Source organism: Zobellia sp. OII3 (assembly GCF_002211465.1).
Lineage (GTDB): Bacteria > Bacteroidota > Bacteroidia > Flavobacteriales > Flavobacteriaceae > Zobellia > Zobellia galactanivorans.
The window spans coordinates 37,448-58,893 of record NZ_MWRZ01000012.1 but is presented as its reverse complement, the minus strand read 5'-3'; the positions used below and the strand labels follow the sequence as shown (position 1 = coordinate 58,893).

Sequence of the window (21,446 nt, the reverse complement as noted above, 5' to 3'; positions counted from 1 at the left end):
GGCCGTTTTGCTGTAAACCGCCGTATCAACTAAATTTCATTTATTTTATAAATGTTTGGTTATCAGTTTTTTAAAACAAAAAAACTAACTGTAACATCGCGTAGCGTGTTACCCTCTTGCTTCTCCTTTTCGTTCCGCAGGGACCCGAACGTTCGAACAAGCTGACCGCGGTCAGTTGCCTTCTATTTTTTGTTTTTTTGGATACGGTCATCGAGGAAAGTCAAATCAAAATGAGGTGATGACCGTTAGCGCACTACATGTGCCTAACGCCCTAAAGATATGTAAAATAGGGCATTGAACATAGAAAAAGCCCTTCATAATAAAAGGGCCGTTTTGGTAGCATTTGCTACGTTACGTTTCTTATTTACGAACGATATCATAACAGTCCATTATCCTTAAAGCTGTAATACCCTCCGTTGGGTGCGATAATCAAATGGTCCAAAATCGTGATATCAAAAAGGCGTGCCGCTTTGGAGATTTTCAGGGTCACGGCTTTGTCCGCTTCACTGGGCCTTAGTTTTCCCGAAGGGTGGTTATGGGCCAAAATGACGGTCGTGGACAATGTTTTGAGTATCAGGGCGAACAATATCCGTAGGTCGACCATAGTCCCTGTAATCCCGCCGACCGACAAGGGATAGATTCCTTTCACCTTATTGGAATGGTTTAGCAAGAGTACTTTGAAGGTTTCCCTTAATCCTATGGTGTCGGTATCCCAGTTTTCATATAGCAATTTTGCCACATCTTGGGAGCTTTTCATGGGTATTGCTTCAAAAACGCCTGTATTTTCATGATAGCTTACCTGTATTTCATTGACCTGTGTTTTCATATGCAAGGATGTTTTTAAGTCGTGAATAGTGAGGGAACCCTAGCATTCTAGGATTCCCTCTGATTTGTAGTTTACCTATTTCCCAATAGAAGGATTTCATCCGCTACCACTTCGGTAACATATCGTTGGTTGCCATCGTCCGTGGTATAGGTACGGGTCTTCAGTTTGCCGGCCACCCCGACCTCTTTGCCTTTCTCGACATATTTTTCTATGATTTCGGCGGTCTTGCCCCAAGCCACTACGGTGTGCCAGTCTGTGTCCGTTTTTTTATCGCCCTTGGCATCTTTGTAATGGACATTTGTGGCGAGTGAAAAGCGGGCGACCTTTTTGCCACTTTCAAGGTTGGTAATGGTCGGTTCTTGCCCGACGTTTCCGATCAACTGTACGTGATTTCTGATAGTACTCATAATAGATGATTTAAATGGTTCATATTTCCCTTTTTGGTTTCAGCTGAATTCAATTTTAAGGGGTGTTTGTTTGCTTTCTTCTGTGCACCGCACAATGGAGGGAGTGGGTTTTGTCCAGATTTTCAGGGTACAAATCGGGAGTGTCTGCAACGTAGTAAAACCGCTGGGTTTTCAAGGAGGTAGATACCCGATCTGTACCCTGAAACTTGTATAGTCTTGACAAATTCCATTAGGGCATTAGCCATTCTTTCGGGCCTATTCGTGATTTGAGCGTACCGGCAGTTAAGCGAAAGGAGGGGATGGGACCGTATTAGAATGGCTTATGGCATACCTGTTTTTCGCCGTCCCGAAAAACAAGACAGGCTCCCTCCATTATAAACCCCTTAAAATGTGCTAGTCGAAAATCCTGTTTTTAAGAATTCCCAAGTACGGACTCAAGAAGGATGCACTGGGAATTTTGTTAAGAAAACAGAATTTTGGACTTTCCGGTGAGGAGCGGACTTGATCCGTGTCTTTTGGCTTATGAACGAAGTGTTGCTTTCCAGCGCAGTGGGAAGGAAGAGGGGAGTAGGGAGCCCAAAGACAAGGGGCGGGTCCAAGACTGGTGTAGTGAAGCTTATTGCCCGAAATGTAGTATTTACGGAGTGCAGGGTGATGTGCTGAATGGGACAAAAGGTTAAGAGATACAATTAAAGAGGCAACTTATCAACTTTTGCATGTAATGTTAGAATCATTGCCACGCATTTAGTATTTTTTATGAAATGTCTATTTGTTTATTATATCAAATAAATCCTTTATTTCTGGCACTTTCCAATAATTCCATATTCCCACCATTGGGTACTCCCAGTAGTGACTTTAACTCTCTTTTCCTACGTTCAATGGAAGCAATCGAAAGTGGTATATGTTTTGGTAAATCTTTTGTTTTAAGTCCTTTAGAGAGGTATTGCAATATTTTCTTACTCCAGGTATCTATATGAATATCTTTAAAATTGGTATTACTTAATAACTTATTAATTATATTACTGTAATATGTTCGTCCGATTAAAACATTTGATACGGCTGTTACTAGAGTTCTCTCATCAATTTCAGATTTGATCAATAAACCTTCGGGCTTGAGGCTGTAAAAAATATTGGTAATACGGTGTGTGTCGTTCAATGCTGTGTGTACAATGATTTTAGTTTTGGGGAATTTTCGTCTTATAAGACACCCTAGATCTTCACCATCATGGATTCCTTTCGATTTAGCAGCTGGTAAATTAATATCGAGTAATAATAAATCGGCGAAGTTTTCATTGTTCTTCTCCATAAGTTCTAGTACTTCTTCACAATTACTAGCTCCTTGCATTGAAAGTGATAATTCATTGCTCAATGTTTCAAGGGATAGTTTATATCCTCTTACAACCATCGGGTGGTCATCAACTATAATAATGGATACAGGTAGGTTCATTTGAGTTGAGTGTTTGTACTTAACGATAGGAAAGGAAAATTGTTATATAAAGAGGTTTTTGTGTAAATAAAAAAATAGGGAATCTTAATTTTTTACTCACAAAAGCGTCTAAAAACTATTTAATTATCAATTAAATAAGAAAAAGCCTACAAAATGATGGTTTTCCCATCAAGTTTGAGTCATAAGGAGTCATATCCTTAAAGTAGTTAGTTATCGGTAGAAGTAGCCCTTTTAACGAAAATGGTTTACTAATTCACTACGGTTTAGGTGGTTCATCGATAATCATTTGCTAAAAAAGCATAATCAAACGTTCTTTTTACTCTGAAAATCAAAAGTGGTTCTGGTCCAGAGCTTCAAATTTAATATCTCTAAAAATGAAAAAATTAGGCATTTACTTATTTTTTACTTTCTTGCTGTTTTCAAATATTTCCCTTGCCCAGCAAGAAACACTTATAAAAAGAATCAATTGTGGCGGCAGTTCGGTAACAGCCGATGACGGGCTAGACTATGATGCTGATATTTCAAGTGATGACATTTCTTTTACATCCAATTCCACTACTATAGACTTTGACTATGTCGGACCGGAGCTAAACGAGCCATATAGGTCATTCCGATTAATGAGTCGTAATACAGCAAGTGAGTTCGACTATACATTTAGCAATCTTCAGAACGGAGAGTACAAGGTGGTATTACATTTTGCAGAACCTTATCATGGAGTTGCAAACAGCAATTGGAATACTCGGCGTTTTGATATTGATGTCAATAGTGGAGAATTTACAGTCGATAATTTTAATATTATGACTGCCGCGGCCTTACCTAGCAGCGACCCCATGGATGGGGCTAAGAAAATATACAAAATGGTTGCTGATAGCTTAACTGTTGCGAATGGTTCTCTAGTAATCAAATTTACCCAAGTTGCAAACGATCCTATTGTTAATGCCATTGAGCTTTTTAAGCTAGAAAACATAGATAGTGGAACAACTTCAAATTGGACTAAATCAGGTTCTAATATTTTCTATACTCTAGGTAACGTGGGTATCGGCACTGGTGCGATAACAGGGTACAGACTTGCCGTGGACGGTCCGGTCAGGGCGCGTGAAGTTCGTGTTGATACGGACAATTGGCCAGACTATGTATTTCAAAAAGAGTATACCCTACCTACTTTAGATGAGGTTGAAAAACATATTGAAGAAAAGGGACACTTGCCCAATATCCCATCTGCAAATGATGTTGAGACCAATGGAATTGAAGTTGGGGAGATGAACAGGTTGTTGCTGGAAAAGGTAGAGGAATTGACACTATATATTCTAAATCAAGATAAGCAGTTGAAATTACAGAAACAAATATCAGTAAATCAATACGATGAGTTCAGAAAATTAGAAAAACGTGTTTTAGCATTAGAAGCAAGTTTACATTAATTAGATAATATAAACATGAAAAATATAATAGTAGCGTTTATCATTGGGCTATTTTCAGTCCTATCAAGTAATGCTCAACCAGAGGCTCCTTCTGTACAATTTGCTGCCACACCCACAGTAGCGGAATTGGCAAGATACGCAGATACACCCATTAGCCATTATTCAGGCGTACCAAATATTAATTTACCATTGTATACTGTTGATACAGGAGATTATCAACTACCTATAAGTTTAAGTTATCATGCAGGGGGGATAAAGGTTAGTCAGGAAGCTAGTTGGGTAGGCTTAGGCTGGAGTCTTAATGCAGGGGGGGCAATTACTCGACAAATTCGAGGTGAAAATGATATTTACACAGATAACGGAGTGCGAAATTATTTAAACAGCTATGGCGATTATGATAAAATTCATAGTATAGGCTTTTATACTTGTAATGAAGACTTATACGATGCTTCTTGGCCTCAGGGACATTTTCCGGATGTTCCACCCTCATCAGGACTAAAAAGTTGTGGTTTTTTGCCTCCACAAGTAGGGGAGTGGGAGTTATTGTACCTTGATAAAGTATTTAATCTTAATGCCTATTGGTATCAGGACGAGTTTTATGAGCACCCCAGGGGGTTCGATAGACCTATTAAATTATCGGATACAGAACCAGATTTATTCATGTATAATTTTGGTGGGTATTCTGGCAAATTTATTGCACAATCAAAAGGAGAAAACACCCAAAATCTACTTGGTTATGGCCGTCTTTTGGATAACGTAGAAAACCTAAAAATAGAGTTGTTTAAAAATGGAAATTCTCATCCTTATTTCAGGGCAGTAACCCCCAATGGAGTAATCTATGAATTTAATAATGTAGATGAATCCAATACAGCTTATGATCTTGGTCTGAACAAAAATGTAATAGACAGTTGGTTGCTTACAAAAATTATCACTCCAAATAAAAAGGAAATCAGTTTTGAGTATTATAAAGATGAGGAATATATATTTGGACATGCTAGACCAAAGGAGACTATTGATTATTGGTATAGTCCAGTGCCGAATGGTTCAACCCCTTCTAAATGGATAGAATTTGGAGAATCTAGGTTTTCACTCGATTTGTCTACTCCAGGAGATTGTCAATTTGCATTAGGAAAAAAAGAAATTTCAAATGCAGTTGTTAGTACACAGCGGCATTTAATCAAGAGTATTACATGGGATGGAGGACGTGTTGTTTTTAATTCAGCAAATAGAGATGATTATGGTACCGGATATTCCAAGAGATTATCCAGTATTGAAATATTGGATAACGATTTATCCTTGGTTAAAAAGATAAATTTAACGCAAGGTTATTTCAACGCCGATGCAGATGCTTCTATGCTTGAAAAGCGACAATATAAACGTTTGAAATTAGTGGAACTACAGGAAATCAATGTTAAAGATATTCAAAAAAGTATTCCTTCTTATAAATTTAGATACTACTACGATAAACGGTTACCTTCCAAATTGTCCAACTCTTATGATCACTGGGGGTATTATAATGGAAAACTTAATAGATCTTCAACAATACCTGAAGTATATACTTTTGACAATGAGAAAAAAAGTTCTTATTCAGGTGCAGATAGAAGAGCTAATCTAGAGTATGCCATACTAGGAACACTTAAAGAGATTGAATATCCTACAGGTGGTATTGTAGAATACAAATATGATCTTAATAAATTCAATTCTGGAGCAGGGTTAAGTCAATATGAAAAAAAGGAAGCCAGATTGTCTATACATCACTATAAAGAATATGCTAACCCCTTTACCCCTTATATAGACACATTTGTAGCAATTCCAAATTATGAAGAATTTAGTATTAGTGAAAGTCAAGAAATGGAATCTTTAAGCTTAATGTTTGATATAAGTAAGGATTTTTACGACCGTATATATTTTTTGCAACGTAATTTCTCGATAGATTTATATAGGCTAGACGGTAATCAACAAAGTGAGGTTTTAATACAACAATTTAAATTACCAATACCTGCTAATGTTGCTTATTGGCCAGAGCAAGAATTATTTAGACATTTTGAAGAAGAATTCGATATGTCTCTACCTGTTGGTAATTATAGAATACGATTTAATATACCTTATGAATACCAAAATATCAATAATCATTATTTATCTGGAGGAATTTCATACAAATATACTGATAAATCTAAAATATCTGCTCTAGGTTACAATGCTGGAGGGCTAAGAATAAAAGAAATTATTTCGCCTAAAAATACTAGGAGATTTTTTTATAATAAAACGATTTCAGTAGATGGGGAAGAACAAAAAACATCTTCCGGAAAATTATTAAGTATACCAAGGTATTATAATAATATATCAATGGGAGATGGAACTGGATGTGCCGCTGGACGTAGCCTTCTCAGGTTTCAAACTGACAGTTACGTACCCGTTAGCGGAGGAATACAAGGAAATATTGTAGGATATTCTTCTGTAGAAGAAGAATTTATTGATGTAGAAAACGGTAATAGTTTCAGAAATGTTTACAATTATGAGTTAGATCAAAATACACCAACACAAGTATATGCCCCTGTATTTCCAAGTTCTTTAAATGGTAAATTAAAATCGGTTGAAAAATACGATTCCAAAGAAAATTTAGTAGAAACAACTATTAATACATATGGTAATTATATTATAGATAAGGTCCAGGGCTTACAAGTTTACGACGCTATGACTATATCCGATCCCAATAATTATCATTTAAACAACAGATATCTAATTCCTTTGGATATTACCATATTACAACAACAAGAACATCGGGTATACGGTTCTTCTAGGTACAATGAAACCGCAATCGTCAATATTTCTAATTATGGATATAACAATCATGAAAATATAGATACTTCTCAACAAGGAAATTTCGATTATTTACAATTAACGAGTCACAGGTTACCTATTAGGGTTGAAAAACTAATTGAGGAAGGAAAAAAAATAATCACCAAAAATTTTTTCCCTGAAGAAATGTTAAAATATGAAACCAATTCTATGTCACACGAACAAATTGGTTTACTGAACGAGTTGATAAGTCGCAATATGATTAGTACACCAGTACAAACAATGATTTATCATGTAAGTGATAATGAGGAAAAGTTAATATCATCAACAAGGCTGGAATTTCAAGAATTAGATAGCGGGATTATTGTCCCAAAGTTTTATAAAATCGCTGTGGCTAACGAAGATTTTAGAACCATTAAAGAATACATTGATTACGACAGTAAAGGCAATATTCTAGAAACTAAAGACTTTGAAAAAGGTATTACCAATTCATACATATGGGCGTACAATAGCACGTATCCTGTTGCAATGGTTTCTAATGCAAGTTTCCAGGCCTTGGCTCAGGCTTTAGGGGTAACACCGTCTAAACTTAGAAATTTTGAGACTTCAGGGTTACAACTAAGTGATTTAAACAACTTGAGAACAGCACCTATATTGAGTGAAGCTCTAGTACAGACCTATACATATAATGAACTTATTGGCATAGAAACTATGACCGACGAGAGAGGTAGAACAACTACTTATCATTATGATGGATTGAATAGACTTTCTCATATAACAAATGATGAAGGAAAATTGGTGTCAAAAAACAAATATTATTATAAAAATCAACAATAATTATGAAGCATTTGTATTTACTATTATTTGTGCTTATGGTGCACTCTCTGGGTGCGCAAGTAGATATTATTGGTGATAGGTATATAACTAATAATACAACAACTAGCTATACAATAGAAAGATCGAGTTTTACCGATATAGCCAATATTCGTTGGGAAGTTTTTGAAGGAGGAACCATTACCAACTATCAATTTGATAATCAAAATAACCCAGTTGGGATTACAGTTCTATGGGATGAGAGTCTAGGAGCACAGCCTCCGGTAAAATATGGTATTATATCTGTTTCTATACAGACAGATTTAAATTCGCCCCCTACTGATACTAAAGTCGCTTACGTAAGTTTTGGTATTAATCCAGATTTGGTTTTCCCTATTTTGCATGACAATCAGAACTACACGAAACAAACGGTTTATAATACGGATTTAGGAGAGAGTGGAAATAAAACTAATAATATTACCTATTATGATGGTATCGGCAGACCAATACAAAATATTGCCCTTCAAGCAGGAGGGAATTGGGAAAATGTAGTAACACCAATACTTTATGATGGTCTAGGTAGACAGGTGAAAAAATACTTGCCTTACGCAATACATTCTAGTTCAAATGTTAGGGTCAATGGAATTGAAGAAGTTCATAATTTTTATAATACAGATAAATATGGTTATACGGAAAATCCATACCAAGAATTTGTATTCGAAAATTCGGGACTAAACAGAGTTTTAGAACAAGGGGCTCCTGGTAGAGATTGGCGTATTAAAAAAAAGATACATCCCTATGAGCAAGCTCCAAGCAACCATAGTATTAAGTACGAGTATACAAATAATAAGCCAAATGATAATGTTCGTTTGTTCGAAGTAAGCTTTACCAATAATAGTAGAACTGCACCAAATTTGAATAATAATGGTTTTTATACAGAAGAAGTCCTACATAAGACAATAACAAAAGATGAAAATTGGAAGGAAGGTAAAGATCACACTATAGAAGAATTTAAAAATAAACAAGGGCAAGTAGTTCTAAAAAGAAGATATAACGAAGAAGAAGCTCATGATACTTATTATGTTTATGATTATCTAGGTAACTTAACGTATGTAATTCCTCCTAAAGTAACCACGGAAAATGTAAGTGCCGCTGAACTCAAAGAATTATGCTACCAATATATATATGACCATCGTAACCGTTTGGTGCAAAAACAGTTGCCCGGTAAGGACAAGGAATATATCGTTTATAATAAATTGGATCAACCTGTGCTGACCCAAGATGCCAACCAACGAGAAAATAACGAATGGTTGTTTACAAAGTACGATGCTTTTGGCCGGGTAGTATATACTGGTATTTATACAGATGCAATCAATACGGATAGGGGACCCGTGCAAGCAGATTTAGATAAATATTATACAGATAACGCAAATGCCTTACTATATGAAAAACGAGATAATGCAAATACGGCAAACCATCAGTATACAAATACAAGCTACCCTACAACTAACATAGAAGTTTTTACGGTAAACTATTATGATAGTTACGGATTTTCTTTTGCAGCAAGTACCAACCCGGGAACAGTATTTCAAAAAGAAATATCGGCTCAAACTAAAGGTTTGGCAACCGGAAGTAAAATTAAAGTTTTAACAACGGACTCATGGATCAACACAATTACTTATTACGATAAAAAGGCCAGACCCATCTATACGTATAGTAATAATGAATATCTAGAGACTATTGATATTGTTGAATCCCAGCTAGACTTTGTAGGAAAGCCAAAAAAGATTAAAACCACACATATTCGGGATGGTAATAGCATTGTTTCGATAGACAATTTTAGCTACGATCAAGTAGGGAGGTTGTTAGCCCAAACCCAGTGTCTAGGAGACAATACAATGGGGGATAGCTGTCCGGAGGACAATAGCATTATGGATATTATTGTATGGGACAATCAAGGGAATATTACTGAAGACCAAGAAGCCAGCGAAAGTATTACGGTGAGAAACACGGTAATTTTACCAGGCTCCAACGGTAGTACGTTACTCCGTGTGGTAAGCGGTAGCGTTCAGGAATTGATAGCTTATAACAGCTATGATGAACTAGGGCAATTGGCAAACAAGAAGGTAGGGGGTGCACCAGAAAGCGCTTATACCAATACTCCTGGACTACAAGAAGTGAACTACAAATATAACGTAAGAGGATGGTTAACAAACATCAATGATATTTCTGATGCTACTCCAGATAAATTATTTAACTTTAAAATCGGATATACCGATGGGGATATGCCCCTGTATAACGGTAATATTTCTAATACGCAATGGCGCACCGATAATTTGGACAATACTCTAAAGACATATCAATACAACTACGACCCCCTCAACAGGATCATAAGCGCTACGGACGATACGGGAAATTATAACTTATCTAACGTAACATATGATAAGAACGGAAATATCCTTACCCTTGATAGAACAGGTCATACCAATACCGGTGCAACCACCTTCGGGAATATGGACGACCTTTCCTATGCTTATGAAGGAAATAAATTATTGAAGGTAACCGATGGCATAAGCGGTACTGCTGGGCAAGGTGGATTCAGGGACGGCACTAATACCAATGACGACTTCGAATATGATGATAGCGGTAGCTTGATAGTCGACCGAAATAAAGGTATAACGGACATCGAATACAATCATATGAGCCTACCTACAAAGGTTACGATAAACGGGTCTGGTGGTACTGGCACAATCGATTACGTTTATGATGCGACAGGCATGAAACAACGAAAAATCGTAAGCACGGGAACTACAACCGACTATGCCGGCAACTACGTCTATGAGAACGGTGATCTACAGATGTTTAGCCACGATGAAGGATATGCAATGCCGAAGGACGTAGACGACTATTCACAGGGCTTTGAATACGTGTACAATTATGTCGACCACTTGGGGAACGTCAGGTTGAGCTATACCGATGCCGACGGGAACGGTTCGATAGACCCCGCCAACGAGATCGTCGAGGAGAACAACTTTTACCCCTTTGGATTGAAACACAAGGGCTACAACGAAGTGGTATCGCCGCTCGGGAATTCCACGGCCAAGAAGTTCAAGTACCAAGGGCAGGAGCTCAACAACAGCCTCGGTTACGATATGTACGAGTTCGAACTGAGGCACTACGATCCTGCGATCGGTAGGTTCGTTACGACCGATCCGTACGAACAATTTGATTCTCCATATGTTGCAATGGGAAATAATCCAGTAGTTTCTTTTGATCCCGATGGTGGGTATTGTTACGATGCCAATGGTAATCAGATAGCTTGCCCAACCGATGCCGGAGACTTCTACGATGATTATAATGAAAGTGAAACAAGCCACATTACGATTTTGGACGAAGTTGAAGTCGACAATAGCGGGAGTGAAACGCAGACTGCATCAATATCAGAGATAGAAAGCTTCTCACCCATTGGTAGGTTAAGAGGAACAGAAAAGATGGTCGCCGAAATTGAAATGAATATTTTCGGCAGTAGGAATGTTCAAGGTGTACTTGGACAATATACAGTAGATGCCCAAGGAAATATATTGACTGGTCCTATAAGTGCAGGAAACGGTGCGATAGGCTTAATAGGAGGGTTCTACAATCCAAAGAATTTATTAAAGGTTGCCACAATTTTAGATAAGGGTGGGTTAACCAAAATAGGTAGAGCATTGCAAAAACATGCAAGTAGGCCTGGTTCAAAATTCCCAAGTGTAACTGGAAACGTTTCAAACATAAATGCACAAGGAGAAAAAGTTCTTAATAGTATTTTAACCAACCCATCTTCCACCACCACCGTAAGGCACCATGGAAGATTCGGTGAAATTTTAGAAATAAAAGCTCCAAACGGGCAAGGTGCACGTTTTAGTAAAGATGGAAATACATTTATAGGATTAATAGAAAATTAATAGGATGCAAAATTTTGAGATATTAATAACGAGTGTTCCGGATAGGGAAAATTTAGTAGCAGAAATATGGTTAGAGAAGAACTTAGTATGTGAAATAAGTAATGATAATGAAACTTTAGAAATAGAATTTTTTAAAGAAATAGGGAAAAAGTTTGATTACTCAAAGCTTCTGGAGGCATTAAAGGAGGCTAAATCAAAACTTTTAGCAGAATAGAAAAGCATTTTTGAAAAAAGAATTAACCGTCCATCGGGGCGGTTTTTTTATGCCTTGAAGTAAGGCGAATCTTTATAGAGGCCGGTATCGATATTACGTGCGATAAGTGCCAGTACTTCCTGTCTTGAAGGATATTGATGTCCATAGCTGGACTTGCAACAAAAAAGTGGACATTTAGTTAAGAGTTATGCTGCTATTTTTTGATTAGACATTTCGGTTTCAAATTCTTCTATTGTTTTATATCCCAAAGTGGAGTGTATCCTTCTTCTATTGTACCAGGTCTCGATCCATTGAAAGATGGAAAGTTCGGCTTCAGATCTGTGGTCATAGCTGTGTTTGTAAACCCATTCCACTTTCAAGCTTTTAAAGAAACTTTCGGCCACTGCATTGTCCCAACAATTACCCTTCCTGCTCATACTTTGTTTTACGGTCCCTTCATGACTTTTAATGATATTGGTGAATATATCACTGGCATATTGTGACCCCCTGTCCGAATGGAATATGAGTTCTTTGGTAATAGACCTTTGCTTGACCGCCATGTTCCAAGCTGGATTAATGGTGTTATCTGTACTTAGGTCATCGCTCATCGACCATCCTACGACCTTTCTGTTGAACAGGTCGATTATTACAGTTAAATACATCCAGCCTTTTTTGGTTCGAATATAAGTCATGTCGGACACCCAAACCTGGTTCTCTCGGGATACCGTAAAATCCTGGTTTAGGATATTAGGGGCTATTGGATAATCATGGGCCGAATCTGTCGTGAATCTGAACTTGCGTTTTCTTCTGGCAAATAGGTTATTGGCCCTCATTATCCTGGCCACCCTGGGCCTAGAGACACGATGCCCTTTTTTCAGCAGTTCCACTTTGATCCTGGGTGCCCCATAACTCTCAAAACTATCTTTGACAATATCACGGATAGCCAATGATATGGCCTCGTTCTCGCACCACCTCTTGGATGGTCCCCTGACCAACCAATTATAATACCCGCTTTTACTTACATTGAACATTTTGCACATCCTCCCAACTGGAAATTTGAATTTATGGTGTTTTATGAACCTAAATTTTTCCTGTCGCCCTAGGAGAAGATGGCTATTGCCTTTTTTAGGATATCGCGTTCAATCTCGGTATCCCTTAATTTTTTCTTCAACTCCGCAATCTCCTTCTGTTCATCGGTCAATTTTGTGTTTCCCTTTCCGGGAAAACTGTTTTTCCCATAATCCTGGGATTCCCTTCGCCATCGGCTCAGTACCGAAGTGGGGATGTCCAGTTCCCTACATATCTCCACAACACTGCCACGGGCATAGCTCAGTTCCACGGCTTTTTCCTTAAACTCTACACTGTAATTCCTTTTTTCTCTTGACATGTTTCAAAGTTAATTTAAACAGCCAACACACTCTTATCTTATCGTCCAGTTAAATATAGTAAGTCCAAAGAATACTGTATTTGTCTATTTATTCCATCTGCTGCACAAAAATCGTAGCTTGTAAATAGGATTTAGTCTTATGGTATTCTTTTTTCTTTTCAAAATTAAGATGAACAATATCTCCAAAATTGCCTTTTTGCTCTATGGTATAAAGTGTTTTGAGAATTCCCGTGTAGTTACCTTGAAGTTTGAGGCTGTACGTGTTCAATTGGCTTTTGTCGGTTTTTTGAATGTGGGGTTGGTTAAAGTCCATAACCTTTACCCTATTCTTTGCCGCTTCTTGGTTGAGCACTTTAAGGAAGTTGTTCCCCAAGGAAGTGTTTCCCAAGTTCATTTTTATCAAGAGAGAATCGTAATAGCGCTCCTTTTGGGACAAAAGAGAAATCCGTTTTGGAATATCCTTGTCAGATTCTACCACCAAATATTGCCGAAGATATGTAGAGCGGGTAGTTAGCGTTTTTTCCAAAGCCAACTTGTAGCAGGCAAGTAACATTATAACAATCCCGGAGAAAAGGAGCTTATTTTTAAGATTAATTTTCATAGATACCAATTTTGACCGAAAAATTAGATTTTCCCCCGTTCAGGTAATCGTAGTCCATGGTTTCTACCCTTGTGGTCCATTCATATTTTTCTAAATGGACTAACCATTCCGAAAAGTCGTTATGGTTTTCAGAAACACCGTAAACGAGTATGTTTTTGTAGTCTAGTTGTATAGGTTTAGTGTCTCTAACAGGTTTTAATAAAGGCTGATACACTATTTTGGACATAAGTACGGTGGAAGGCACTCCTTTGGCAAGTTGGTCTAGATAATATGTAGATTTAGAGTTGGAGGATGTACTAAAAATTTCCTCACGCTCCTGTTTTTGTTGAACGGCCTGTTCCAGACGTTGCAGTTCTTGTCTCTGGGAAACACTAACTTCTATATTTGCTATTTGCTTTTCCAAAGCATTTTGATAATGGCTGAAAATCAAAAAATTAACGGATAACAGAACAAGAAAAAAAATAATGGATAATTTGGAAATTTTTTCAAAGATACGTCTGTTTCCAGATTCCGAACTGAGTACTTCAATGAAATCTCTAAAGTTGGAAATTGAAGGAGTAGCCTCTAAATGACGAAGTATTTGGGCAAAGGCTAACAAATGTTCGGATTTAAGTTCAATACCGTTTACATTGTAGATTTTGACATTCTCTAACGGTGAAATATCAATCTGAGAGATGAACCGATTTTCTAAACTCAGGACAGCATTTGAGATTCCGATTTTTTCTTGTTGAAAATAGGTTAAGATAGATGAAATAGAGGAGATTCCCAGACTAAATCCTGTAATGACAAAGCCGGAAGCGTTTAATGTTTCCAGGATTCCATGTACATACTCTTTTTTCGATATAGAAACGATAGGCTCATTTCTCTCTTGAATTATCTCGAAATAAAACGCATCCATGCTCAAATTAGGAAAAGTGTGATTAACTATTGCTTCTGGGCTAACAGAATCTAAAGTTTCAACTTGCTTGGTAAGAACACTAGACGTATTTAAGATTAAGAAAAGTGGACTATTCTTCTTTGTATAGTTCTTTAGGCTTTTCAGTTCTATGGACTTTTCAGCATGAACAATTAATAATTCTCCTTTACTTTTTTTTAAAACCAATAGGGCATAGGTTTCCTTTCCTTCGGATTCATAAACTTCCAAGGCTGACAAGGTAGAACCTTCGTATAGATATGTGCCTATTTCATTCAGCATCAGTAAATCACCGTTGGTTTAATTAATATGGTTAATTTTTGTTTGCTATCCTCACGTTTACGCTTGCTGAAAAGCCATTTGATTACGGGAATCCTAGCCAAAAGTGGTACTCCGTTACCCGAATCATTTTTTATCTTTTCTTCGAGGCCTCCGAGGATGGCCAAATCTTGATTCTGCATGCGAATAATTGAACTGAATTCTCTAGAGGTCAATCCCGGTGGGGCATCGTCCTCTATACGTTCCCCGCTAAAATCCGATTGGATGACATTGATGTCTAGTGTCACCTGACCGTTACCTGATACCAAAGGTTTTATGCTTACGGCAAGTTCGGCGTCAATAGGCTCATAATTTCGGATTTCTGAGGTGGTCGGTATCTGTGATCCAAAGAAGTTTTGGTTCGTCACCACATAATAAGTTGTCTCTCCTATCGACAGGTGCGCCCGATGACCATTTAGTGTAGACAGTTTTGGTGTTGACCGTATTTTCAAGTTTCCATTCTCCTCCATTGCCTTGATATTGGCAAAAAATTCCGGAACCACTTGGCCAATATTAAATGAACCGAAACCGTCAAAGCCTCCGATTATTTTGTTCACGGTATTGGCGCCTAAATTTACATCAGCTTCGGGAAACAATTTCCCCTGAGTATTAATAGTGGTTTCGCCAATTCCCCAGCTAATGCCCGTTTCAACAGTTGCGGATTTCTTTACCTCAATAAGCATGACCTCTATAAGTACGACGGGTACTGGTTTATCAATTTCCTTGATAAATTTTTTGAAGCGATTTATTTTTGCTGATGGGCCACTAACCAAGAAGCTGTTCAGTTCAAAATCTACGCGAATATCAAGATCGTTCTTTATTTCATCTGGGAGGATATTGATTAAAGCTTCCGCCCCATCCTGATAATTTTCAAAACTTCCCGCGTTGGTATTGATGTTTCTACGGTTGTTCGCTCCCTGTTGCCCTTGAAGCCCGCTCGTACTAGAATTTCCATAATAATTTACGTTACCACTATTGGTACGCCCGGCGGATCGGGATCGCATGCCGGATGAGTATTGTGAAGGATCTGTGAGCAGTTCCACGGAACGGTACATCATTTGCACGACTTTCACTTCTCTAACACTTAACTGGTCCGAAGTACCGAAAAAATAAATTTCGTTTTCTTTTTTGTAGGTGAAGTTGGCAGCGATTCCCGTTTGTTTCTGAGCCTGGGTGTTTGGTCTAAAATTCTGATTGCTATTGGTAATAGGTGGTTGTACGTCTGCGGTATTCGCTTCTTGACTTTCGAATATCAGCTCCAACATAGTGTCAAAGGTAATTTCCTGTGCATTGAAAGTAACCGTACCGGCCTCTTCCAAAGGTGTGGCCGTATAAGTATCCAAATTCAGATCAAAGCTTAAATCACTGATAATCGAAGCTATCGGGGTTTTCTTGAAATCTACATTGATAATTTTGTTAATAGTATCTAAGACCTCATATCCTGTAATTTTTGCCCCGATTCTAGTTCTAGGCTTGCCATTTTTAGCTATATCATTATCAAAGGAATTAAAAAGATAAAATCCGTCCTTAGATTTTGAATATTCTATACTGTTTACCTCTGCCAGTTTTTCCATGGCCGCATCAAATGGTACATTCGAGAGATACAGGGTTAGGGATTTATTTCCCATTCCGTTGGCGTAAAGAAGATTTTTCCCTGAAACATCCATTATTCTTCGAAATACTTTTTCCAAAGGATCGTTTTTTAAGTCCAATGATATCAGCCCGTTTGCAGAATTATAGGTAGCTGTAATTTCTTTTTCTATAATTTCTGGTATAGGGGGCGTGAATTTTTTGATTGAGAAGATATTTCCAGTAAAACTGATATCTAGATTATACTCTTTGCAGAGAAAAATTAATAAATCGGATACAGTTACATTAGAGAAATTGTTTACAATAGTTAGGTTGCCAATTTCAGGCGAAACGGTAAGGTTTAATTGATGCACTTTTGAAATGGCAATCAAAAAGTTGGATAATGTTATGTTGTTTACGTTAATTTCTAACCTCAAATTTTCGTTAAGTTCCGAGTTTTCCAACGCGAGCACTTCCAAATTGTTTCTAATGCTCTGAATTCTTTGAGTCTCCTGAGCGATAACATTCATATTCACCACAAATAAAAAAAAGAACAGCCATTTCCTAAATGGAAATAGCGTTTTCGGCTTGATGCTCATTGGTTTTATATTTTGGAATTTGGAGGTCATTTTGGTCAGGGGTATTTATTCAATAAGAAGAGGGTAGGCCTCATCTATGGAGGTGATACCTTTTTGTATTAACATTGCGGCATTTTGACTTAAGCTAATGATTCCTTTTTCCCGCAGGTAATCATCAATTGTCAAATGGTTTTCCTTTATGGCAGTGGTCAATTTTTTATCCACGGGTAATATCTCGTATACCGCTTTTCTACCTTGATAACCCGTATGGTGGCATGAATTACAACCCTTGGCCGTAAAATGACTATTCAAGGTTAGGGGAATTTGAAAATTTTCAGGAAAGAGCGTCTTATCAATCTTTTCTTCTACCTTACAATGCGAACAAAGCACACGTACCAGACGTTGCGCAACGCTCATATTTAGGGTTGTGGCTATCAAGTAGGGTGGTACTCCCATATCTACTAGTCTTGAAATAGTGCCCCAAGCCGAATTGGTGTGTATTGTAGACAATACGAGATGCCCTGTTTGGGCGGCACGGATGGCAATATTTGCCGTATCCACATCTCGGATTTCTCCAATCATAATAATATTGGGATCCTGACGTAGAAAAGTTTTGAGGGTTCGCATAAAATCCAGCCCGATGTTTTCCCTGAGTTGTACCTGATTGATACCGTCCAAAGTGTATTCAATAGGATCCTCCAGGGTCAGGATATTATCTTCCTCGGTATTTAGTTCTTTCAAAGTGGCATAAAGGGTGGTGGTTTTTCCAGAGCCTGTTGGGCCTGAAATTAAAATAATGCCGCTAGGCTTTCGTAGTCCTTCCCGATACGTTATTAGTTCCCTCTTTGGAAAACCTAGTTTTTCTAGGTTCATCATTGTTGCATCCTTACTCAAAATTCTGAGTACCAATTTCTCACCGTGGAGAGTAGGGAGGGAGGATACCCGAATATCGAATTCGCTACCGCTGCTCTGCATGGTGATTCGTCCGTCTTGGGGAAGGCGTTTTTCCGCAATATCAAGGTCCGCCTTTATCTTTATTTTATTTATGATTGTTGGGTATTCTTCCAAAGGAATCGTAAATTGCTCTATTAGTTTACCGTCCAATCGGTAGCGTACTCGACATCGTTTTTCGTAAGGTTCAAAATGAATGTCACTACTGCCTATTTCTTTGGCGTTCACCAATATCTTCTCTAAAAAGTCCGTTGTGTAGTGTAATTTTCCTCTAGTACTTGAGGTCTTTTGCCTGTAGTTGCTGGTCAATAGTTGCTGCAGTTCATCACTTTCACATTTTTTTAGCTCTACAGGTGTGTCCAATACAATTCGGAGTTCGGACAATAACTTTTCTAAGATTGCATTGTCGGTTTTAAGAACTAATACCTCGTTGTTCTGTTCAATAGGTACAATGCGGTAATGGAACGCCTGTTCTGCAGTGATTTTTTGCAAAATGTAGGCCGAGATGTTGTTGTTTTCTATTTGCATTACAGGAGGTATAAAGAAGGAGTGGTGGGGAAAAAGTTGATTATGAATACGCCCGAAAGATACAATCCCATTAGCCCGGCTAAGGGAACTGTTTTTAAGGCCCAAGTCTTTTTGAAGATCAGGAACAGTATTAAGGAAAAAAGAATAGCTCCTACAAAAATGAAGACAAACGTCATGGTCGGAAATCCGAGTGCCAAGGCGTAAAAGAAAAGAACGTCACCAAGCCCAAAGCTTACGTTGAGGAACTTTTTCCGCATGATATACCTCGTGTATAGAATCAAAATCAGCAAGACTCCGCTAACCAGTAGAATATTAGTTAGAATAAACAGTAGAAATTGTTCTATGGGGTTATTTTGTAGATGAATAATAGCCAAGACTATCCCGAGGATTGGGAATAAAAACCATAATACGGTTCGTTCTTTAAAGTCTTGAAAAGTGATGGCCGTACAGCAAAAAATCACTATAAGTTTTAGAAAGAACATTAATCTTTTACGATTTGTTTGGGGTTTCCGTTTTCGTCGATTTCCCAAATGTTAAGAATTCCATCACCATCAAAATCTGTAATGGCTTCAGCTCTAGCTTTGAAAGTAGCGTCATCCGCACTTACAATTATGTAGGAATAATTAGCAGTTCCATTTTCTTTAACTGTTCTGGGAACTTCAAAATCCAGTTCATTCAAGTCGGGTGTAAATCTACTATGCATATAGCGGTGAGTAGTTTGTGCATTGTAGATGGCCTCTAATTGTGTCTGGGCCTCTATACTTTTTGCTTTTGAAATTAGAGGCATGAGATTGGGCAGAGCTAACAAGAGCAGTATGCCGATAATCGCGAGAACGATTAAGGTTTCCTGTAGGTTTAAGGCAGGTATCCTCTGTATCGTAAATCGGTTGTGTTTCATAAGTTCAGCTAAGATTTGGTTAGCATTATAACAGATAAATCATAGCATTATTATATTGGATATGTCAAAATATGATGGGAGATATTGTAGAAGTAAGCAAATATTATAGGTAGAAATAGGAGGGCAATTCGACATTTGCCTTCAATAGGGTAAACTTACACTTCATATTTTATATAGGTCACTATTTTACAATCTGCTAAGCTCAACCAAAGATTCTAGGGCGATTATATAAACTTCTCCAATTGAATCAAAATGGAGGAAGACTGTATAGGAATGAATTTGTTTCTACTTGGATAATAGTTATTTGCAGATGAGTAAAGTGATTATTACCCGGGGAGAAATATCATTTAAGAAACGGGGAGAGTTTCGTGTTGCCCCAATTTAAACAGTATGTAGAATATAGGAAAAGACTTTTTTTTCGTGACAGGATAGCATGATGGTATAGCCGTATTCATTGACTTAATAATTATAAACTCGTTGTTATTCCCAAATAGAATTAAAGGATTATAAATACCTATCGAGAATATATAAATACCTTATCAATCATAGGAAAAAGACTACAAAATGATGGTTTTTCCATCAAAAACTTACGAGGATGTTCGGGAGTATAAGTTTGTTGTTCACCGAAAAAATTAAGCTATTTGTCGAAATAATTATTAAAAATCCGCAATTCATCGAACAGGTTTTATTAAAAAAAATAAAGAAGAGTTATTTGGAAATATAAATCTTTCCTATCCGGAATCTGGAATAGGCTAAAAAGGTTTTTAGAAATTATAAGTTTTAATGATCACTTTAATTAAACTCAAACCTAAAAATAATAAATAATGAACCTTTCCAAAACTACCTTACCCTTTTTGACGGTACTAATATGCTCCCTTCAAGCATTTGCCCAAACAGATTACGTTAAACGAATTAATTGCGGTCTAAGTACGGAGGTTTCAGGTGGTCCCGCAACAATTGGTGCGGATGAGTTTATCGCGGAAGGCGTATCAACGGGATTTACGCGCAACGGGGGAAGAACACATAACGGTACGGGCTCGTTTACCTTGGGAGAACCTTTTAAAAGTATGCGCTTAACTGATGACCCGTCTTTAATGTACAATTTTGACGTAGATGCTGGTACTTATGATATTACAATTTATTTTGCGGAACCCCATCACGGGGTGAACAACACCAATTACTATGAAAGGGTTTTTGATGTTTCGGTAAATGGTGTTCTGGAGTTGGACAATCTGAATATAATGACCGCTGCGTCGGATGACCCTAACGACCCTAGTACGGTTAGTACGGGTGCCAATAAAGTCTATGAATGGAACGGAAGGGTTACGACGACCAGTGATACCGAGGATATCACGTTGTTGTTTGAAGCGGTCAGTAATGACCCCATAATCAGTGCTATAGCGATTGTTGGCGTCGATAATTCCTCCGGGAACGGAGGTCCTGGTGGTCAATGGTCAAAATCAGGTTCAAACTTATCATACACCCAGGGCAATGTGGGCATCGGCACTAGTGCGATAACGGGATACAAGCTTGCCGTGGACGGTCCGGTCAGGGCACGTGAAGTTCGTGTTGACGCGGACAATTGGCCTGACTATGTATTTCAAAAAGAGTATACTCTACCTACTTTAGAAGAGGTCAAAAGACATATTGAGGAAAAGGGGCACTTACCCAATATCCCATCTGCAAAAGAGATAGAATCCAATGGTCTTGAAGTAGGGGAAATGAACCGGCTTCTGTTGGAAAAAATTGAAGAACTCACCTTATATATTATCAAACAAAGCGAAAATCAAAACCAATTGGAGTCCAGAATAGAAAATCTGGAAAACCAAGATTGAACTAACCTATCAAAACCCAAT

General features: G+C 37.8%; 15 protein-coding genes. 6 read left to right on the top strand and 9 right to left on the bottom strand.

Annotated elements, in window-relative coordinates; genetic code table 11:
- Nucleotides 1–376: 376 nt before the first annotated feature.
- The 3 genes from B4Q04_RS20260 to B4Q04_RS20250 all read right to left on the bottom strand — a co-directional run bounded on the left by B4Q04_RS20260 (nucleotide 377) and on the right by B4Q04_RS20250 (nucleotide 2,680).
- Nucleotides 377–826: a RadC family protein gene (locus B4Q04_RS20260; protein WP_088697892.1), complete on the bottom strand. Its 450-nt coding sequence runs from the start codon at nucleotides 824–826 to the stop codon at nucleotides 377–379.
- 71 nt (nucleotides 827–897) lie between these two features.
- Nucleotides 898–1,233 carry a single-stranded DNA-binding protein gene (locus B4Q04_RS20255; protein ID WP_088697891.1) on the bottom strand — a complete coding sequence of 112 codons (336 nt, stop codon included), beginning with the start codon at nucleotides 1,231–1,233 and terminating at the stop codon, nucleotides 898–900.
- 781 nt (nucleotides 1,234–2,014) lie between these two features.
- Complete coding sequence (locus tag B4Q04_RS20250; protein WP_088697890.1) at nucleotides 2,015–2,680, bottom strand: response regulator; 666 nt, start codon at nucleotides 2,678–2,680, stop codon at nucleotides 2,015–2,017.
- A gap of 374 nt (nucleotides 2,681–3,054) precedes the next feature.
- Between B4Q04_RS20250 and B4Q04_RS20245 the strand changes: the two genes are divergently transcribed.
- The 4 genes from B4Q04_RS20245 to B4Q04_RS20230 are packed head-to-tail and all read left to right on the top strand — an operon-like array spanning nucleotide 3,055 to nucleotide 11,868.
- Complete coding sequence (locus B4Q04_RS20245) at nucleotides 3,055–4,098, top strand: malectin domain-containing carbohydrate-binding protein (RefSeq protein ID WP_088697889.1); 1,044 nt, start codon at nucleotides 3,055–3,057, stop codon at nucleotides 4,096–4,098.
- Nucleotides 4,099–4,113: 15 nt separating this feature from the next.
- Nucleotides 4,114–7,734 (top strand): RHS repeat domain-containing protein, encoded by a 3,621-nt coding sequence (locus tag B4Q04_RS20240; protein WP_088697888.1) that lies wholly within the window; start codon nucleotides 4,114–4,116, stop codon nucleotides 7,732–7,734.
- Between the two features lie 2 nt (nucleotides 7,735–7,736).
- Nucleotides 7,737–11,654 (top strand): DUF6443 domain-containing protein, encoded by a 3,918-nt coding sequence (locus tag B4Q04_RS20235; protein ID WP_088697887.1) that lies wholly within the window; start codon nucleotides 7,737–7,739, stop codon nucleotides 11,652–11,654.
- Nucleotides 11,655–11,658: 4 nt separating this feature from the next.
- On the top strand, nucleotides 11,659–11,868 hold the full coding sequence (locus B4Q04_RS20230) for a hypothetical protein (RefSeq protein WP_088697886.1): 210 nt from the start codon (nucleotides 11,659–11,661) through the stop codon (nucleotides 11,866–11,868).
- 185 nt (nucleotides 11,869–12,053) lie between these two features.
- Here the strand turns inward: B4Q04_RS20230 and B4Q04_RS20225 are convergent.
- The 5 genes from B4Q04_RS20225 to B4Q04_RS20205 all read right to left on the bottom strand — a co-directional run bounded on the left by B4Q04_RS20225 (nucleotide 12,054) and on the right by B4Q04_RS20205 (nucleotide 18,692).
- A protein-coding gene (locus B4Q04_RS20225; RefSeq protein WP_088697885.1) for an IS3 family transposase occupies nucleotides 12,054–13,234 on the bottom strand; the annotation gives its coding sequence in 2 pieces (ribosomal slippage) (nucleotides 12,054–12,976 and nucleotides 12,976–13,234; 1,182 coding nt in all).
- A gap of 88 nt (nucleotides 13,235–13,322) precedes the next feature.
- Nucleotides 13,323–13,760, bottom strand: a complete 438-nt coding sequence (locus B4Q04_RS20220; RefSeq protein ID WP_123772408.1) for a hypothetical protein — start codon at nucleotides 13,758–13,760, stop codon at nucleotides 13,323–13,325.
- Nucleotides 13,761–13,824: 64 nt separating this feature from the next.
- On the bottom strand, nucleotides 13,825–15,030 hold the full coding sequence (locus tag B4Q04_RS20215) for a hypothetical protein (RefSeq protein WP_088697883.1): 1,206 nt from the start codon (nucleotides 15,028–15,030) through the stop codon (nucleotides 13,825–13,827).
- Nucleotides 15,030–17,234, bottom strand: a complete 2,205-nt coding sequence (locus B4Q04_RS20210; protein ID WP_236631061.1) for a type II secretion system protein GspD — start codon at nucleotides 17,232–17,234, stop codon at nucleotides 15,030–15,032. Before B4Q04_RS20210 ends, B4Q04_RS20215 begins: the two co-directional genes overlap by 1 nt.
- 45 nt (nucleotides 17,235–17,279) lie before the next feature.
- Nucleotides 17,280–18,692, bottom strand: a complete 1,413-nt coding sequence (locus tag B4Q04_RS20205) for a GspE/PulE family protein (protein WP_088697882.1) — start codon at nucleotides 18,690–18,692, stop codon at nucleotides 17,280–17,282.
- Nucleotides 18,693–18,734: 42 nt separating this feature from the next.
- On the opposite strand from B4Q04_RS20205, the gene B4Q04_RS22765 reads away from it, so the two are divergent.
- Complete coding sequence (locus B4Q04_RS22765; RefSeq protein WP_161496093.1) at nucleotides 18,735–18,896, top strand: hypothetical protein; 162 nt, start codon at nucleotides 18,735–18,737, stop codon at nucleotides 18,894–18,896.
- 277 nt (nucleotides 18,897–19,173) lie between these two features.
- Here B4Q04_RS22765 and B4Q04_RS20195 read toward each other — a convergent pair whose 3' ends face one another.
- Nucleotides 19,174–19,590 carry a type IV pilin-like G/H family protein gene (locus B4Q04_RS20195; RefSeq protein WP_088697880.1) on the bottom strand — a complete coding sequence of 139 codons (417 nt, stop codon included), beginning with the start codon at nucleotides 19,588–19,590 and terminating at the stop codon, nucleotides 19,174–19,176.
- A gap of 824 nt (nucleotides 19,591–20,414) precedes the next feature.
- Here B4Q04_RS20195 and B4Q04_RS20190 point away from each other — a divergent pair.
- Nucleotides 20,415–21,425: a malectin domain-containing carbohydrate-binding protein gene (locus tag B4Q04_RS20190; protein ID WP_088697879.1), complete on the top strand. Its 1,011-nt coding sequence runs from the start codon at nucleotides 20,415–20,417 to the stop codon at nucleotides 21,423–21,425.
- Nucleotides 21,426–21,446 lie beyond the last annotated feature (21 nt).